This is a genomic window from Paenibacillus sp. FSL H8-0261, assembly GCF_045040645.1.
Classification (GTDB): domain Bacteria; phylum Bacillota; class Bacilli; order Paenibacillales; family Paenibacillaceae; genus Paenibacillus_AQ.
On sequence record NZ_CP150297.1, the window covers coordinates 2334607 to 2352913 of the forward strand.

18 protein-coding genes are annotated in these 18307 nt (G+C 43.6%); 7 read left to right on the top strand and 11 right to left on the bottom strand.

The annotated features are described in order from the left end of the window. Positions 1-11: 11 nt before the first annotated feature. The 3 genes from MHI27_RS09990 to MHI27_RS10000 are packed head-to-tail and all read left to right on the top strand — an operon-like array spanning position 12 to position 3131. A complete protein-coding gene (locus MHI27_RS09990) occupies positions 12-614 on the top strand; it encodes a TetR/AcrR family transcriptional regulator (RefSeq protein ID WP_405176162.1) in 603 nt (200 codons plus the stop codon). Positions 615-668: 54 nt separating this feature from the next. Continuing rightward, positions 669-2606 (top strand): ABC-F family ATP-binding cassette domain-containing protein, encoded by a 1938-nt coding sequence (locus MHI27_RS09995; protein WP_076298544.1) that lies wholly within the window; start codon positions 669-671, stop codon positions 2604-2606. A gap of 12 nt (positions 2607-2618) precedes the next feature. Then, complete coding sequence (locus MHI27_RS10000; RefSeq protein ID WP_076283177.1) at positions 2619-3131, top strand: tetratricopeptide repeat protein; 513 nt, start codon at positions 2619-2621, stop codon at positions 3129-3131. Positions 3132-3185: 54 nt separating this feature from the next. Here MHI27_RS10000 and MHI27_RS10005 read toward each other — a convergent pair whose 3' ends face one another. From MHI27_RS10005 to MHI27_RS10030, 6 genes are all read right to left on the bottom strand, one after another. Then, positions 3186-4016, bottom strand: coding sequence for a hypothetical protein (locus MHI27_RS10005; RefSeq protein WP_405176163.1), 831 nt, complete (start codon positions 4014-4016; stop codon positions 3186-3188). Continuing rightward, on the bottom strand, positions 4000-5040 hold the full coding sequence (locus MHI27_RS10010; RefSeq protein ID WP_405176715.1) for a M42 family metallopeptidase: 1041 nt from the start codon (positions 5038-5040) through the stop codon (positions 4000-4002). The genes MHI27_RS10005 and MHI27_RS10010 overlap by 17 nt, the downstream gene beginning before the upstream one ends. A 2-nt stretch (positions 5041-5042) precedes the next feature. Then, positions 5043-5354, bottom strand: coding sequence for a lipopolysaccharide assembly LapA domain-containing protein (locus tag MHI27_RS10015; protein ID WP_042186819.1), 312 nt, complete (start codon positions 5352-5354; stop codon positions 5043-5045). Between the two features lie 87 nt (positions 5355-5441). Beyond that, positions 5442-7232 (bottom strand): oligoendopeptidase F, encoded by a 1791-nt coding sequence (gene pepF, locus MHI27_RS10020; protein ID WP_042186822.1) that lies wholly within the window; start codon positions 7230-7232, stop codon positions 5442-5444. Positions 7233-7452: 220 nt separating this feature from the next. Beyond that, a complete protein-coding gene (locus MHI27_RS10025) occupies positions 7453-7623 on the bottom strand; it encodes a hypothetical protein (protein WP_167348490.1) in 171 nt (56 codons plus the stop codon). 6 nt (positions 7624-7629) lie between these two features. Continuing rightward, the gene (locus tag MHI27_RS10030) at positions 7630-7863 is read right to left on the bottom strand and encodes a hypothetical protein (protein ID WP_036689271.1); all 234 of its coding nucleotides are present in this window, start codon (positions 7861-7863) and stop codon (positions 7630-7632) included. Between the two features lie 174 nt (positions 7864-8037). Between MHI27_RS10030 and MHI27_RS10035 the strand changes: the two genes are divergently transcribed. Further along, a complete protein-coding gene (locus tag MHI27_RS10035) occupies positions 8038-8235 on the top strand; it encodes a cold shock domain-containing protein (protein ID WP_042126303.1) in 198 nt (65 codons plus the stop codon). Positions 8236-8447: 212 nt separating this feature from the next. On the opposite strand, the gene MHI27_RS10040 is transcribed toward MHI27_RS10035, so the two are convergent. Further along, complete coding sequence (locus tag MHI27_RS10040; RefSeq protein ID WP_341144809.1) at positions 8448-9695, bottom strand: MFS transporter; 1248 nt, start codon at positions 9693-9695, stop codon at positions 8448-8450. 201 nt (positions 9696-9896) lie between these two features. Between MHI27_RS10040 and MHI27_RS10045 the strand changes: the two genes are divergently transcribed. Together MHI27_RS10045 and pfkA are read left to right on the top strand one after the other, a co-directional pair. Beyond that, entirely contained in the window at positions 9897-10979 is a 1083-nt protein-coding gene (locus MHI27_RS10045) for a tetraprenyl-beta-curcumene synthase family protein (RefSeq protein WP_042193615.1), read from the top strand. A gap of 66 nt (positions 10980-11045) precedes the next feature. Beyond that, a complete protein-coding gene (gene pfkA, locus MHI27_RS10050; protein ID WP_042126307.1) occupies positions 11046-12017 on the top strand; it encodes a 6-phosphofructokinase in 972 nt (323 codons plus the stop codon). Positions 12018-12081: 64 nt separating this feature from the next. On the opposite strand, the gene MHI27_RS10055 is transcribed toward pfkA, so the two are convergent. From MHI27_RS10055 to MHI27_RS10070, 4 genes are all read right to left on the bottom strand, one after another. After that, a complete protein-coding gene (locus MHI27_RS10055; RefSeq protein WP_405176164.1) occupies positions 12082-13455 on the bottom strand; it encodes an MATE family efflux transporter in 1374 nt (457 codons plus the stop codon). 143 nt (positions 13456-13598) lie between these two features. Then, positions 13599-14807 (bottom strand): putative glycoside hydrolase, encoded by a 1209-nt coding sequence (locus MHI27_RS10060; RefSeq protein WP_076283173.1) that lies wholly within the window; start codon positions 14805-14807, stop codon positions 13599-13601. 230 nt (positions 14808-15037) lie between these two features. Continuing rightward, complete coding sequence (locus MHI27_RS10065; protein ID WP_036689649.1) at positions 15038-15226, bottom strand: hypothetical protein; 189 nt, start codon at positions 15224-15226, stop codon at positions 15038-15040. Between the two features lie 192 nt (positions 15227-15418). After that, positions 15419-16240, bottom strand: coding sequence for a YitT family protein (locus MHI27_RS10070; RefSeq protein WP_076283172.1), 822 nt, complete (start codon positions 16238-16240; stop codon positions 15419-15421). Between the two features lie 332 nt (positions 16241-16572). On the opposite strand from MHI27_RS10070, the gene MHI27_RS10075 reads away from it, so the two are divergent. Continuing rightward, a complete protein-coding gene (locus MHI27_RS10075) occupies positions 16573-18219 on the top strand; it encodes a DEAD/DEAH box helicase (protein WP_076283171.1) in 1647 nt (548 codons plus the stop codon). The last annotated feature ends 88 nt before the right edge of the window (positions 18220-18307 follow it).

Sequence of the window (18307 nt, forward strand, 5' to 3'; positions counted from 1 at the left end):
AGGAGGAACCGATGAGCAGCACGTCCAATCATAAACATACTGCCATTCTGGATGCCGCATATGAGCTCTTCGGTTCAGGTGGATTTTACGAAACGAAGATGTCGGAAATTGCGGTTCAGGCCGGAATTGCTAAGGGCACCGTTTATTTATACTTCAAGAGTAAAGAAGAATTGTTCATGGCGGTAACGCGCCGGGATTGTGAGGGATTCCTTCAGCAATTACAGGAAAAGCTGAAGGCTAGTGATACTTTGGCAGGTAAACTGTCAATTATCGCCAAACATCATCTTTACTATTATTATGAGCGTAAGCGACACACGAAGCTCTTTTTCCGCGCACCGAACAATAACCCAGAGCTTGTGGCGTATATGACACTTTTTATGGAAGAATATATGCAGGCAGTGGTGAAGGTATTGCTGGAGGGCGGAGTGTCTGAGCCTGAGCTTATGGCGCAGTCCTACATAGGGATGTTGGATCGACTGAAGATGGATATTTTGTTCGATCCATCTTTTAAGGAAGAAGATGCGTATAAACGAGCTGGTTTCGCTGCGGGTCTTTTTATTAAAGGGGCTATGGATTACTTGAATTTAGGTCAGGATGGTAGACCGGTGGAATAGCAGCTTCATGCTGCGACCGGTTTTATGAAAATATAAGGCAAGCGAGGAAATAGCATGAATATTATGACCGTGGAACATCTTTCCAAAAGTTATGGAGAGAAAGTACTTTTTAGTGATGCTTCATTTGGTATGGACGATCGGGATAAAATTGGTTTGATCGGTGTGAATGGAACGGGTAAATCAACGTTTTTACGTATTATTGCCGGTCTGGATACCCCGGATGGTGGGCAAATTGCGATCGGAAATAATGTTCGAGTGCAGTACTTAGCACAGAACCCTCCTTATGAGCCGACAAATACAGTACTGCAACAGGTCTTCGCCGGAGATGATCCAGATCTTGCCATCATGCGTGAGTATATGGAGATCATGTCTCGCCTTGAAAAAGAGCCAGGTAATGCAGAACTGGAAGGCAAACTGGTGCGGATTGGGCAGGCTATCGATGCAGCAGGTACTTGGCATTTGGAGAGTGAAGCTAAGAGCGTACTTACTAAGCTGGGTATAGTGAAATTCGATGCGCTGATGGATACGCTGTCTGGTGGTCAACGGAAACGTGTAGCACTTGCGGCTGCCCTGATTACGCCATCTGAGCTTCTTATTCTGGATGAGCCTACGAACCATATTGATACGGACTCCGTGGCTTGGCTAGAGCAATATTTACAGAAACGGCGCGGCGCTCTCTTAATGGTAACGCATGATCGTTACTTCCTGGAGCGTGTCGCAAGTGTCATGCTAGAGCTGGACGGAGGAAAGTTATACCGTTATGAGGCCAACTATTCCCGTTTTCTAGAGCTAAAAGCCGACCGTGAAGAGCGTGAAGCCTCTGCGGAGCAAAAGCGTAAGAACCTGCTTCGTACGGAGCTTGCTTGGATTCGTCGTGGAGCTAAAGCACGATCAACGAAACAAAAGGCAAGAATCGACCGTTTTGAGAAGCTGAAAGAAAGTACAGGAAGCAGTTCGAACGGTTCGCTGGATATTTCGGTGGCATCCACACGTTTGGGTCGCAAAATCATTGAAATCAATGAACTGTCGAAATCGCTGGATGGTCGTCAGTTGATTAAAGATCTGACCTATATTGCTGTACCACAAGATCGCGTAGGTATTGTAGGTCCAAATGGTAGCGGTAAATCAACACTTCTGAATCTGATTGCAGGTAAGCTACAGCCGGATAAGGGTGAGGTTCAGCTTGGCGCGACGGTTAAGTTGGGTTACTTTACGCAAGAACATCAGGATATGGATGACAGCATGCGAGCTATTGAATATGTGAAGGAAGAGGCGGAAGTCATACGTACAGCTGATGGTAGCGTCATTACGGCAGGCCAAATGCTCGAACGCTTCTTGTTCCCTCCTGCGATGCAATGGACGCCGATTTCCAAACTGTCTGGTGGCGAAAAACGACGCCTGTATCTGCTTCGTGTATTGATGGGAGCACCAAACGTATTGCTGTTGGATGAGCCTACGAACGACTTGGATATTGGCACGTTGGCTGTTTTAGAAGACTATCTGGATGAATTCCCGGGCGTCGTCTTTACCGTATCCCATGACCGTTATTTCCTGGATCGGACTATAGACAAGCTGATTGCCTTTGAAAATGGAGAAATTCGGCTTCATGTTGGCGATTATACGGAATATGAAGAATGGCTGGCCAAAAATGTTCCATCACGCAATGCAGAATCGAACAAAGATGACGGTAATGCAAAGGGTAAAGAGACTACAGAAACAGTCAGTAACACAGCGGCATCATCAGCTTCCAAGACCAAACTCAAATTCAGTTTTAAGGAACAGCGTGAATATGAAGGAATTGATGAGCAGATCGAGCTTGCAGAACAGCGCTTGACTGATATTAGTGCGGAGATGGAAGCAGCGTTTGCTGACTCTGGGAGACTGCAGGAGCTAGTGGAAGAGCAGCGGCTTGCCGAAGCCGAGCTGGAGCGTCTAATGGAGCGCTGGACCTATCTGAATGAGCTTGCAGAGAAAATCGCTGGTAAAGCATAAAACGGATTGTCCATGTGTGACAATAAGGGAGGGCTCAGTTTGGAGAATCAACTTGTGGAAGCTGTAGCCCTGCGAAACGAAGGTAAAGCTGAAGAAGCCAGAGTGATGCTGTTAGAGCTATATGAGCAGAATAGTAATGATGCAGAACTTCTGTATCAATTAGCGTGGACGCATGATGTGCTCGGTCTGGAACGCGAGGCAGTACCCTATTATGAGAAAAGCTTAACACTAGGCTTATCTACGGAGCAGAGAGTCGGCGCTCTATTGGGACTGGGCAGCACCTACCGAACACTCGGAGAATATGAGAATTCCAAAGCAATATTGGAGCAGGCCATTCAAGAGTACCCAGAGAATAAGGAATTTCCGGTGTTCCTTGCAATGACCTTGCACAATCTCGGAGATCATAGTCTGGCTATGGGGATGTTACTTAAATTGCTGGCTGAAACCTCAGCGGATGAAGGAATAAGAAGTTATAGTAAGGCCATTTCATATTACTCAGATAAGCTGGAGCAAGTCTGGGATTGAATAAAATCACAAAAAGAAGCGATCTCTAATAGTAGAGTATCGCTTCTTTTTGCTTTATTTCGTTCCGTCCACCGCGATCATTTGCACCACGGTACGAGAGTCACCAGGTAAGATGATTTCATCAGCATTCATCTGTGAGGAGCCGTCACCATCTAGAAAGATACCTTCGAGACCTTCAGCAGGCACGCTCTGTAGGATGGCTGAACGGAACTCTGCCGCCGTCGAGAGTGTTGGCGTAACAATCAGCCACAGCTTGCCATTATCGTCATACAGCATGCCTGAGCGCATTCGTTTCTCATTCGAATAAGGAAGATGTTCTTTCGCTATCACATCTTCCCAGAGATCCTCATCCTGCAGATTCATACTAATGCCGCCTTGCGCAAAATAATGCTGGCGATCCGTAACGTTCAATTCTTCTCCCGATGAGACGACCTGTACGGAAAAGCTACGACTGGCACCATCCCAGACCAGGGTTCCGCGCGCATATTTAGCATTAAACCAGCCGGAGCCGTACGCCTTTTTAGCACCGTTAGTGGGGATATCATTCATGATAGCAATGGATAGAAGTGCATCTCCATAGAAGAAGCCTCCATTAATCCCATAAGCAATCACTTGCTGAAGGGGTGCACCAGCGGCTCTGAGTTTAATATCTTCGGGTGAAAGTGACATCATATAGAGTTGAACATTTTCTGGACTCACGGTCTCTAAGTAAGTGTAAGCGTGTGGAAGACCATCAAAGGGATTTTCCTTGTGGCTTCTGGAAAACAGGAACATCGAGATTGCTGATGCTGCTATCATGAGCAGCAGAAGTGAGACTATCAGCCATTGTCTACGTCTCCAGAGCTGCTTTAACTTGCCAGTGCTTGCCTCAGTTAGTGCCCACATAAGCAGCGAGAAGCTTAGCAGTGTTTACTACAGCTTGCTTATGTGTACGTTCCATGGAGTGGGAGGCGTGTACGCCTGGGCCGATCAGTGCGGCACGAATATTGTTGCCGCCTCGAAGGGCAGCGGAAGCATCGGAGCCGTACATTGGATAGATATCAACGGCATAAGGAATAGCAAGTGCTTCTGCCAGCTCAATCAAACGGCCAGTCATAACATAATCATAAGGGCCGGAAGAATCTTTTGCACAGATGGACACATCGGTTTCTTTACAGCTAAGATCGTCGCCCATGGCGCCCATATCGATTGCGATCATTTCATTAATCTCGCCAGGAATCCAAGCTGTGCCATGTCCTACTTCCTCGTAGTTGGAGATGAGGAAAGAAAGGTTGTGGAGTGGTTTCCAGCCCTCACGTTTCATACTTTCCAGCAGGCCAAGAAGGGCAGCAACGCTTGCTTTGTCATCCAGATGTCGGGATTTAATATACCCGCTAGGTGTAATCACCGCACGTGCATCGAAGGAAATGAAATCACCAACGGAGATGCCTAGCTTAAGTACATCTTCTTTGTTAGATACTAGCTCATCAATCCGTACTTCCATGTTCTCCTCTGAACGTTTGAAATCACGAGCATCTGGATATACGTGAACGGATGGATGGCTGGTTAAGATGGTTCCAGTATAGGTTCTGCCGCTGCGGGTATGGATCACACAGTATTCATTCTCGATGCTGTGCATAGTGAAGCCACCAATAGAGGTCAGTCGCAGTGTACCATCAGATTTAATAGAGCGAACCATGCCTCCAAGTGTATCCACGTGAGCGCTGATGCCGATAGTACGGGAAGGATCTAGGCCTGGGACGGTTAGAATTACGCCGCCTTTTTCATTCCAGCTTAGCGGTACATTTAATGCTGCCGCTTCTTCGGCAATAAGGTTCATTACTTGTGCTGTGAAGCCGCTGGGGCTCGGTGTATCAAGCAATTTTTTTAGGATTGAGAGTATGTAATCTTCATTTGGTTGAATAGTAATCATTAGTTAAGTCCTCCTGTTAGGCCATCATTATCTGTGTTAAAAGAATCTAAAGAAGTGTCGGCATCACGAAGTTTGGTTAGCTCAGCATTTAAGCTTTTAATTTGTTTTTGTAGTTTGTACTGGCGAAAAATACCGTAAGAACCCACGATGATTCCACCAATTAACGCGCAGCCCAGAATAACTAGGATCAGCGGTATATTAACTACATCAAAACCGAAATTGACTTGAACGGGATCCACGTTGATGACTGCAAATATGGCTGTTAGCAGCGCAAAGATTAGACCTGCAATTAAAGACCATTGAATTCTCATTGAATTCTTCCTCCTCAGGGGATATAACAGAATAAAATCCCTTGCCCAAATAGGGCAAGGGATTAATGCAATACTAAGCTCTCTGCCTTATTTGGTCAACTGTTCCATTTGAGCGATAACATCTTCGAAGACACTCATCGCTTCGCGAATCGGCTCAGGAGAAGACATATCAACACCAGCTTTAGACAGAATATTAATGGAGTAGTCACTGCCGCCACTCTTCAGGAAGCCGAGGTAACGATCCACCGCAGGTTTGCCTTCTTCAAGAATTTGTTTGGCAAAGCTAGTCGCTGCTGAGAAGCCGGTTGCGTATTTATAAACATAGAAGCTGTTATAGAAATGCGGAATCCGCGCCCATTCCATCTCGATATCCTGATCTACAACCATTTCTTTACCATAGTACTTAACATTCAGGTCATAGTAGATGCTCGAAAGATCTTGTGGAGTAAGCGATTCACCTTCTTCAACACGCTGATGAATGATTTTCTCGAACTCAGCGAACATCGTCTGCCGGAAAATCGTTGTCCGGAACTGATCAGCATAGTAGGTGAGCAAATACATTTTTTCTTTAGGATCTGTAGACTTTTTGAGTAAATAATCCATTAGCAGCGCCTCGTTAGTAGTAGAAGCAACCTCTGCTAGGAAAATCGTATATTGCGCATCTCGATAATTCAGAGCGTTATCCGAAAAATACGAGTGTAATGCATGGCCCATCTCATGTGCCAGTGTAAACATACTGTTTAAATTATCATTATGGTTCAGCAGTACGAAAGGATGCGTACCGTATGGCCCCCAGCTGTAAGCCCCGGACCGTTTATTCTCGTTCTCATACACATCGATCCATCCGTTGTCGTAGCCTTTTTGCAGCACATTCAGATAATCTTCACCGAGCGGTTTGAGACCCTCTTTAGTGATTTTCTTGGCTTCTTCATAGGTGATATCTAATTTATATTCATCAACAAGCGGTGCAAACAGATCATACATATGTAACTCATCGACACCCAGCAGCTTCTGACGCAGTTTCATATAACGGTGCATCAATGGAAGGCTTTCGTGAATCGTATCAATCAAGTTGGTGTAAACCTCTTTAGGAATGTTATCACCATAGAGTGACATTTCCATTACAGAAGGATATTTGCGAATTCGTGAGTAGAACACATTTTTATTCACATTCGCGCTAAGCGTTGCTGCGATAGTGTTCTTCTGCTTCCGGTAGGTATCGTAGACTGCCTTAAAAGCATTTCGGCGAACCTCACGGTCGTTACTTTCGAGAAACTTGATATAGTTGCCATGAGTCAGCTCAACTTCTTTGCCATCCTCATCTTTGATCTTAGGGAATTTCAGATCCGCATTGTTCAGCATACTGAAAATATTCTGAGGTGCTTGAGCTAAATTTCCGACCTGAGCTAGCAGTGCTTCTTCAGCCTTAGAAAGCACATGGGCTTTTTCACGTTTCATTTCAGTTAAGGTGAATTTATAAGCGGATAGGTTCGGATCAGCGATGAACTGGTCCAACTTCTCAACTGGCAACGCCAGAATTTCTGGGGTTACAAAAGATAAAGCTTCACCTGCTTCAATACCAAGCTTTTTCGCTTTGGAGGACAAAGCTTGAGAGTCAGGATTAGCTGTGTCTTCATCTTGACGCATATGTGCATACACGAAGAGTCGTTCAGTTAGGATGGACAGCTTGTCATCCATTTCAAAACATTTTTTTAGAGCATCCGCGGAATCTAGTGTACCCTGAAAATCCGCAGCTTTTTTGATTAAGGATTTAGCTTCAGCAAATTCTGCATCCCAATCCTTCTGAGAAGCAAACACATCTTCAAGCTTCCAACGATTCTCAGCAGGTACTTCGCTTCTTTTCAATAATTTTTCCATAGAAACCCTCCTAGAATGATGAGATGTAGTAGGCATAATCTCCCTCGGCAATACTGTAGATGATAAATCACCCGGTAGCAAGCTGAGCACAAGTAGAAGAGGGATGGACTTGGGTGAAATAGGCATAACATCCTCCTCTTGAAAGTAGAGTCGGCTTATTATGCCCTATTAAGTCCTGATTATTAATATTTAGTCTTCTTTAAATATATGAAAGTATAAGTTATGCCAATAAGCTATAAATAACAAAGATGAAGGCGAACAGAATCATAATGACTGCAGTTAAGGCCATGCCCCGCTTAAACTGCGGCGGGACACGATCCTTGGTCATAATTAGAACTGCGCCTAGACATAAGACTAGGACAACATAAATCGCGATATTTTCTGTGTTCATGTTCTGTTATACCTGTTTGAAGGCTGCGATGATATTTTTATACTCTTCTTCATTATCTTTATAAGATTCTTTGTTGAATCGGTTGTTCACCCACTGCATCATAGCTGGACGACTAAGGAAAGTATGTGTTTCTTCTCCCCATTGATCGGAGATTTCGCGAAGTACGATATAACGTCCTTGAACTTCTACCGTCATCATATTCCATTTGTCTGTTTTGTATATTTCATGTTTTTTGATCATTATCATTACCACCCTGGCGATTTTTGGCTTTTGGCTCAATGATAACGCACTGGTCAAGGGAAAAGCAAATTAAATCACATATTTAAAGATCCAGATAGATTGATTTGAGTAGAAGATTGCAGTATAATATAGTTATACGCCATATATGGCGGTTATTTTTAGGAGGTTGTTCAATTGAAAGGTACAGTAAAATGGTTTAACGCAGAAAAAGGTTATGGTTTTCTTCAAGTAGAAGGCGGCGAAGATGTATTCGTACACTTCTCAGCAATTCAAGGTGAAGGATTCAAAACTTTGGACGAAGGTCAAGAAGTAGAATTCGATATCACTGATGGTAATCGTGGACCGCAAGCTGAAAACGTAGTAAAATTATAAGAAACGGCAAAGACAGTTAAGCTGTCTGCTATAAATATATAATTTACTTGGCAAGCCCTTGCAAGAGTGGTTACCAACTATAGAACACAGTTCTTTCGGGAACTGTGTTTTTTTACGTCTAATAGACATCAATTTAGATGAAAGGTCTTTGCATTCCCAAGTGAAGGGATAGCAAAGACCTTTTAATATTTTTGAGTATCAGAAGTGTTCTATTATAGGGAAGCTTTTTTGTTCTTATTCTTGAAATAGCGCATTGAATCTCGATGGGTATCCAATAAATGCTGTCCTAAAAAGCCTACAAAAGCAAGAAGGCTGAAGCCAACCGCTACCATATAGAAGGTGAAGCGTCCAGCTTCCTGATAGATCATTCCACCAAATGTACCACTTAGAAGTCCAGCTGCACTTGACCAAACAACTGTGTAGATTGCAAGACCAGTTGCTCGGAGACGATCAGGAATAATCCGAGTGATATAACGGACACATGTTACAAAAAAGACGCCAAATGTCAGGCTATGCAAGGCTTGAATCGCGATTATAGAGCCTGGGTGATCGGCGAGCGCCATTAGTAGAAAGCGAAGGGCATACATGAGACTGGCTAAAATTAATAAGGGCAGTTCTTTAAATTTGTCGCCGTATTTGCCGAGTATAAATAATACAGGGATTTCACTTAGTGCCGAGGCAAGTAATGCCCAGCCGATCACTTCCTCACCAGCGCCCAGGTTCTTTAAACTGATGGTGAGAAAAGCTTCGTTCATTCTATGGCCCAGTGCGAGTACAAAGACACATCCGAAGAACCACAGCACTTCTTTTCGCAAAAGAATATCTTTAAGTCCATGCTCTTTCTTGCCTGGTTTAGTAGTAACAGCCTTCTGATTGGGGAGCTCTGGAACAGTTTTTTTGACATCCTTTAGGCCAATTGTAATTAGAAGTGCGATTATAATGATAATAATACATAAGGTAAGACTCCAAGTAGCACCTAAAGCTCTAAGCGCATAACCGACAGTTAAAGCAAAGAAAGAATAGCCTAATGAGCCAAATACACGAATTGTAATGAAGTTTCGTCCGTGTCGCTCCGCAATTTTGATGGCCATTGTATCAGCAAGCGGAAAAACTGGGTAATAGAAGAAGTAGAAAAAGGACAAAATAAGCATAACGGAAGAAAATTCGGTCGCTCTGGCTAATAGAAGTCCGGTAACTAATTGCCCAGCGAGTAAAATAAACATGATTTTTCGAATGGTACCTAGCTTATCGCTCATCATACTCCAGAAGAGATTGGATAGGATGGAGATGAGGGGACCGAGAGAATACAAGTAGCCCACCTGAGAACTGCTAAACCCTAAATGTGTGTAGAATAAAGGAAAGTAGGATACTACAAGAACGCTAGTGCCATAAATCGTAAAAAGAAAGGAACGAAGCCAATTCTGATCACTGTAAGGGCTTCCGGTCCGTTTTAAAAACATGAAAGTGCACTCCTCTGAGATTGAAATATGGCTAGTATAGCATAAAGCAATGGAGGGTTATGTGTTTTATTCTTGAATTGCGTTATTTCTGAATCTTTCATAATTTTACGAAAGTGATTTTGTTGTTTGTACAAATACGTCTGATCATATTATAATAAGTGGTGATTTGGATAAGGAGACAACAATGTGGAGGCACTATCATTGAGTGAATTAGAGCAAGGCCGTTACCTTAGCCCGCGTGGCCCTATTGGGCTTATGAACAGGGTCTATAAGTACGTGCTGCCAGAAGTGAGAGAAAGTCTGGACTTCTGGCGCCAAGATGCGAATGGGATTCCCGATCCCGAGCTCCGGAAGCAAGCACTTGCCAGCATTGAAACAAAGGAGTTTCACTGCATAGGTGGAGGTATTTATGCCGCCGGCAATTTATCGATGAGACATATACTAATTCCGCTTATTGTTGCTTATCAAACTATCAGTGATTATCTAGATAACTTATGTGATCGCAGTACTTCGCTTGATCCTGCAGATTTCAGGCTGCTGCATCAATCTATGCTGGATGCCATTGATCCAAACGCTGAACCTGTCAATTATTATGCGCTTCGTGATGAACAGAATGACGGCGGGTACTTGTATAGGCTAGTTCGAAAATGCCAGGAGATGATCTCTTTGCTGCCAGGTTATTCCGCTGCTGCAGCGGAGATTCGTGATTTGGCTGTGCTGTATACAGATTTGCAGGTATATAAGCATATCCGCCCGGAACTCAGGGAAACAGCCCTGAAGGAATGGTGGGAGCAGCAGGGTAGCCGTGCTCCGCATCTGCATTGGAACGAGTTTGCAGCTGCAACGGGCTCTACTTTAGGCGTATTCATGCTTTTTCTATCTGCATGTGATCCGAAGCTAAGTAAGTCTTCTTCGGAATCGATTCGAGCTGCATATTTTCCACATGTTTGTGGATTGCACATTATGCTGGATTATTTGATTGATCAGGAAGAGGACCGAGCAGGCGGCGATCTTAATTTCTGCAATTATTATGACGACACGGATACCATGTTAAGTCGGATCGCTTCCATGGTTGAGTGGGCCCGTAAGGATGTACGTGAACTTCCGGAATCATCTATGCATCGTATGGTGATTGAGGGATTGCTGGCACTTTATTTATCTGATCCGAAAGTTAGCGAACAGCGGGAAGTTCGCACTGTGTCTAAAAGCCTGATGAGAGGAAGTCCGCTTACAAGGCTGTTCTTCTTCGCTAATAGCCGCTGGATACGCAATCGTTTTTTGTAACAAGGCTGCGAAGCTTCATCTATACAACAGATGGGGCATTGCACAACTTTAAGGAGGAACAACAGAATGTCAAAAATCAAAAAAATTGCAGTACTGACTAGTGGTGGAGATTCACAAGGTATGAACGCCGCTGTTCGTGCGGTTGTAAGAAGCGCACTTTATTATGGCATTGAAGTTTTTGGAGTTCAACGTGGATATCAAGGTCTTCTGAATCGCGATATCTTCCCTATGGATCTTCGCAGTGTTGGTGACATTATTCAACGTGGGGGAACCATTCTGCAATCTGCAAGATGTCTGGAGTTCACAAAACCAGAAGGTCAGCAAAAGGGTGCAGATATTCTTAATGAAATGGGCATCGATGGCCTAGTGGTTATAGGTGGAGATGGTTCTTATAAAGGTGCTAATAAACTAAGTAAACTCGGTATCAAGACGATGGCATTACCGGGAACAATTGATAATGATATTTCCTACACGGATTACACCATTGGGTTTGATACTGCAGTTGGTGTCGTTGTAGATGCTATTAACAAGCTGCGTGACACGATGTCCTCCCATGAGCGTTCTTCCATTGTAGAAGTTATGGGACGTCATTGTGGAGATATCGCGCTACATGCAGGTCTGGCTTCTGGAGCAGAAACAATTCTCGTGCCAGAAATGCCATATGACTTGAATGAAGTTGCGGATCGTATGCGCGACAACTTTGTCAGAGGTAAACGTCACAGTATCGTCATCGTTGCAGAAGGTGTGGGTAAAGGCGAAGATGTGGCCCAAGCGTTGAAAGATCGTCATGCTTCTCTGGATGCACGGGTTACTGTACTTGGACATATTCAGCGGGGAGGAACACCAACACCTGGAGACCGGAACCTTGCTAGCCGTCTTGGTGACTTTGCCGTTCGTAAACTAATTGAAGGTGAGTCTGATAAAGGTTGCGGTATCATCAAGGGAGAACTAACCCTTACAGATATCGATCTTGTAGTGAATACGAAGAAAGACTTTGACGTGGAGTTGTACGAGCTTGCATCCCGTCTTTCACAATAATTAACACACAAAAAAGGAACAGCTGCGAATTTCGCACTGTTCCTTTTTTGTATTCTTTTGATTATTAGTGATGTGCTTGAGCGTCTGCATATTGTGTGGCATAACGGCGTTGAACTTTAACAAGCCGAGTCAAGAGTAATGTAGCCCCAATCGCAAGGCCGGTGATCAAGCCGATCCAATAACCATAAGCTCCTAGATCCGTATAAGTAGCAAGTACATAGCCTGTAGGAAGCCCTATAACCCAATAAGCTATAAAGCAAATAATGAAGGCTGGATTAACATCCTTATAGCCACGAAGTGCTCCTTGTGTAGGTGTTGCAATCGCATCGGAAATCTGGAAAAAGATCGCATAGATTAAGAAATGCTGAATGAATGAAATGACATCAGGTTCATCAGTGTATAAACCAGCTACATGATGGCCGGCAAATAAGAGCAGGAGTGCAGTTGCCAGGGAGAGGATAGCCGCAAGTCCAATTCCCATAATGGCATATTGACGGGCATCCTTTTGCCTGCCGGATCCAGTCTCGAAGCCGACGAGAATGGTAAGGCTCATACAGATACTGAGCGGAATCATATATAACGTAGTTGCAAAATTAATGGCTGCTTGATGAGCTGCAATCGTTACAGTATCGAACCGACTCATCAACAAGGTTACAGCGGAGAAGACTGCAGTTTCAAAAAAAATCGAGAAGCCAATAGGTACACCGATCTTCAGTAGATCTTTGAAGCTTTTTAGCGATATAAAGAAGAACTTTCGGAAGATTCTAAGGCTTGCAAAGGGTTCTACCCGATAAATGAACAGCAGGGCAACCGAAAAAATTACCCAGTAGGTGATAGCTGATGCCACTCCAGCTCCAACACCACCAAGTCGAGGAAACCCGAATTTTCCGAAGATTAGTAAGTAGTTCAAACCAACATTCACGGGTAGGGCTATGAGTGTGATCAACATGGACACTCGTGTTTGTCCCAGAGCGTCTATACAACTACGGAGAACTGTATATCCAAACAGCGGGATAATTCCGAAGGAGATCGCACTTAGGAAACGAAATGCAACATCTCTTACAGTCGGCTCCAGATTCATAAAATTAAGGATAGGTGACAAGGCGAAGCTCCCGATTAGTAAGACAATTACAGAGACGATCAGTGATAACCAGATTCCCTGTGTGACTTGATAGGCTACATCCTTTTCTTTTTTGCTTCCGATGAGCTGAGAGACGATGGGGGTAATCCCCATAAGGATTCCACTTAAGCCCGTTTGAATTGGAATCCAGAGACTGGTTCCTATCGCCACACCTGCCAGATCGGCTGTACCAAACTTACCTGACATGTTTGTATCAAAGAAGGTTATCGCTGACAAAGCAATCTGTGTAACCAGAATTGGAAATAAAATATGAAAGAATTGTATTGCTTTTTGTTTTAAAGAGGTGGTTTGTATCATCGTTCTTTGCCTCATTCTTTGTTGGTTTTTAATGATTACAGTAAAAGTTCCCTTTTTCTCCATTAAAAGACCCGGCAAATGCCGGGTCTTTATCTTTATATATCATACCTGATTTCAATTATACATAATTAGGGCTATATACATTATTTCTCATAATCGACATCGGAGGTATATCGGTTATTGGCGTTCCAGAGTAGAAACTCCTCTACATTTTCATCTTTTAAAGCGCGTATTTGATCTTCCACCTGTTTTTTACCGTATTTAATATAATGACCTTTACCGAGCCAGCTTGCTGTAAAATCTTGAATCCAAGGACGAATAACAGGTTTGTAGCTGCCTAGAGGATCAAGCTTCTTATGGGTATCAACCATGGAGCCTTTAATGGTAGCATACGGATCTAAGTCAGGCTCTTTCACTCCAAACCATCCTGTTGAATAATGACTCGGATAAATCATCGGGCTGATGACATCCACATTCTTGGATATTTTAACGAAGTCTTGTCCTATGCCCTCAGCAGGAGCAGATGCGGCATATCCAAAAATATCTACGGATACACGAACACCAAGTGGAGCAAGCTCTGCTTTTGCGTATTTTACAAAATTAGAAATGATATCTACGCGAGAATCGCTAGTTTTGGTGTATTTAAGTGTGTCTGCACGTTTTTCGAATCCTTCAGGAAAGCGCACATAGTCGAATTGAATTTCTTTAAAGCCGAGTTTGACAGCTTCTTTGGCGATATCGACATTGTACTTCCAGACATCTTCATTATAAGGATTAACAAAGCTATCGCCGCCTTTATTCTTCCATACTGTGCCGTCTGCATTAACAAAGGATAATTGCGGATTCTTTTTGGCAAGTATAGAGTCCTTAAAGACAACAATTCGAGCGATAGGATATACATCATGTTTATTCAATCTTTCCATCAGTTTGTTGATGTCGCCAATAAATGGCTGCGGATTACCGAGTTTCTGAAGTTCAGGATTATCGGTTTTATACGTGATGTAACCTGCATCATCCTTAATGTCGATGACCATAGAATTTAGTTCCGTCTGATCAAGTAAAGAAAGAAGCTTTTCCATTCGTTCTCCACCGGCACTGTATGCGGTAACATAGATGCCTTTTACTTTTGGCGCATCCGGCTGAGGATCTGCGTGTAGCATGCTTTGTGAGTCATTTGCTTCTGCTGTAGCATTTGGAGCTGGAGTTGAACCATTTGAATTATTATTTTGCGTAGCGATGATGGGGGGATTCATGGCGGACTTCAATGCAATTGCCACTTCAGCGTCATGTTGATTCTGTTGCACGCCTACACTTCCCAAGGCCATCATCAGTAGAGCCCAGGTGATGTTCATTCGTATTCTCTCCCTTTATGTACATTTCCTAAATTATATAGGAACGGTTGCTTCTAAAAAGAACAGTGTTGTAATAATGTTGGCTCAGATCGGGTCTGAAAATCCATCCTTGATGTATATAACCGGGACGCACAGATTCTAAACGTATTGTTAAAAAGTAAATGCCGCCTCAAAACGGCAACATGGCCGAACTTAAGGCGGCAACTATCAAGACTTCTCTTGCGGCTTACTCATTGAAGATACGCAGAATTCTGATGTTCACAGATACTGTAATGGATGATATCCATGGCATCTGCAGGTTCCAGAATACTAAGCCCGTCACGCAGAACGATTACGGAATTTAATTCGTCCTGTTTGAGAAACGGCATCATATCAGGATACCACCTCATGACGATTGCTGACAGCTTTACCGTTTCCATTTCCACAAAAATCACCCTTTCCTTTTTCGATAGGTCTGAATGGAATTCAGTAATCATCGGAAAACGAAGTGCTTGGAAAAAAGAGGGGTAAATCTCAATCTTTATGAAATTGTTAGGGTTCTGCGTGATTATAATATATCACAATTCTGTGATTGGTGCATTTTCCAAATTAATACTTTTCATTGCCAGTTTTTATCTTTTTCGGAAGGAGCCCATAACACCAACTGTCTCGACAATATTTACAAATGCTTGAGGATCTGTCGTGCGGATAATACGTTGCAGTTCAGCAAGTTCGTAGCGGGTTGTTACTGTCATTAGCATGTCCTTTTCAACATGAGAATAAGCGCCTTCTGTTTTAATCTTTGTGACACCGCGTTGAAGCCCCATTAAGTGCTGAAGGAGCTCATCTGTACGATTTGTTACTATATATACGGTTACCTTTAAATGGCTGATGTGAATCATGTCCAGTACCTTACCAGTTACGTATATAGATACCATCGATGCAAGAGCCAAGTTCCAGTTGTTATCAAAATATGCCGCGGCAAGAATAACGAGTCCGTTTAAGCTAACCACCACGTTTCCAACTGGGAAATCGCGGAATTTAGTGATGATGGATCCCAGGATATCAAAACCTCCGGATGAACCACCTGCACGGAAGCTGAAGCCACAGCCAATACCGACCAGCACTCCACCAAATACAGAAGAAAGCAGCATATCAGTAGCTACCAAATATTCGGGAATGATCGTCAAGAACCAGGTTGTTGCCACAACGGATAACATGCTTAGCATAATAAATCTCCGGCCTAGCTGGAACCAACCAGCTACAAGCAATGGAATATTAAAGAGAAAGTACAAGAGGCTTATGTTTAGTGGTGTAAAGTAACCCACTAACATCGAAAGCCCGGATACTCCTCCGCTGAGTAAGCGATGAGGGATTAGAAAAAGATTAAATCCACTGGCGATCAACGCTGCCCCAAAAATAACTGCAATACAATTCCAAATCTGTCTTAACAAGCAAATCCACCTCTATAAATAAATTTAAAAATAAACCATGTATGCAATGAAAAGAAAGGAACCCACTGGTATTCCTACTTAGAGTTGTGATATAATGTACAGGATATTCTTGAGTAGGACGTTACAATGGTATTTTTGCATTGCATCGGATGTAAAGCTACAGTTGCTCAGGTACAATGAAGTACCTGATGAAAGGGAGGCTTTTCGTCCCAAAAGCGCTATATCATGCAGAAAAAAGAGCATGATTGGACAGCATATAAATGTGTTTACCGCTACTTAAGAATACAGACAAGCATGTGGAATGTCCACTGTATAGAAGGAGCATGAATAATTTGAAAACATTCGCAGAATTTGGCTTGGAGCCAAAAGTGCTACAAGCAATCACAGAGTTAGGATTTGAGGAGGCAACACCGATACAGGAGCAGTCAATTCCATTGGCATTGACTGGGTCGGATCTGATCGGTCAAGCACAGACTGGTACAGGTAAGACTGCTGCTTTTGGTATCCCCCTCATTTCGAAGATTAATCGCGAAGACGAAAAAATTCTGGCACTTATTATGGCACCAACACGTGAGTTGGCCATTCAAGTATCAGAAGAAATCGGTAAGCTAAGCCGTTTTAAAGGTCTTCGTTCGTTGGCAATTTATGGCGGACAAGATATTGGTCGCCAAATCCGTGGTCTTAAGAAGAAACCACAAATTATTATTGGTACACCTGGACGTTTGCTTGACCATATCAACCGTAAAACCATTCGTTTGGATGATGTTCAAACTGTTGTATTGGATGAAGCAGATGAAATGCTGGATATGGGCTTTATGGAAGATATTCAGACAATCCTCAAGCTCGTTCCTGAAGAACGTCAAACTATGTTGTTCTCGGCTACAATGCCTCCAAACATTCAACGTCTTGCACAGCAATTCCTGAACAACCCGCAACACGTCTCCGTTATTCCGAAACAAATCAGTGCTCCGCTGATTGATCAAGCATATGTTGAAGTACCTGAACGTCAAAAGTTCGAAGCGCTTAGTCGTTTGATTGATATGGAATCACCTGAGCTTGCAATCGTGTTCGGACGCACGAAGCGCCGGGTTGATGAGCTTGCAGAAGCTTTGCAAAAACGTGGATACTCTGCTGATGGATTACATGGTGACCTGTCTCAGAACCAACGTGATGCTGTAATGCGTAAATTCCGTGATGGCAGCATTGATGTTCTGGTAGCTACTGACGTAGCGGCTCGTGGTTTGGACGTATCCGGCGTTACTCATGTAATTAACTTTGACTTGCCGCAAGATCCAGAAAGCTATGTACACCGTATCGGTCGTACTGGTCGCGCTGGTAAAGAAGGTACAGCTTGGTCTTTCGTTACTCCACGCGAAATGGATCACCTGCATTTGATCGAACGCGTTACTCGTCACCGTATTACTCGTAAACCATTGCCAACTATGGCTGAGGCTATTGAAGGTAAACAACGCGTAACAGCAGAACGTTTGCTTGAAATGGTTGAGAACGGTGAATTGAATGAGTACAAAGGTATTTCTATTCAATTGCTTGAGCAATATGATTCCGTTCAATTGCTGTCAGCTGCAATGAAGCTTCTGACTGGTGATAAGAAGGATTCTGCAATTGAATTGACTCCTGAAGATCCAATCCGTGCTAAACGTCGTGGTGGTAAGAACGACATTCGCAGTGGCCGCAAACCTAATGGTGGTTACGGTGGTAACCGTGGTACTTCCGGTGGCAGCACTGGTGGATACCGTGGAAACCGTGACAACAACGGTGGCGGAAGTCGTGGTGGCTACAGCAGCGGTGGTAGTAACTATGGTAGTGGCAGTGGCGGTTATGGCGGTGGCTATAAAGGCAACCGTGATGGCGCAGCTAGCCGTGATGGTGGAGCGAACCGCAGTGCGGACCGCAAACCATCTACTCGCCCAAGCAGCACAAGCACGCGTCCAGCAAAACGCGAAGATTTCGATAATTAATACTTGATCAGAACCCGCGGGTGATGATTTATCAAAATACAAAGAAGACGAGATGCCGAATAGCGGTTCTCGTCTTCTTTTTGCTGAA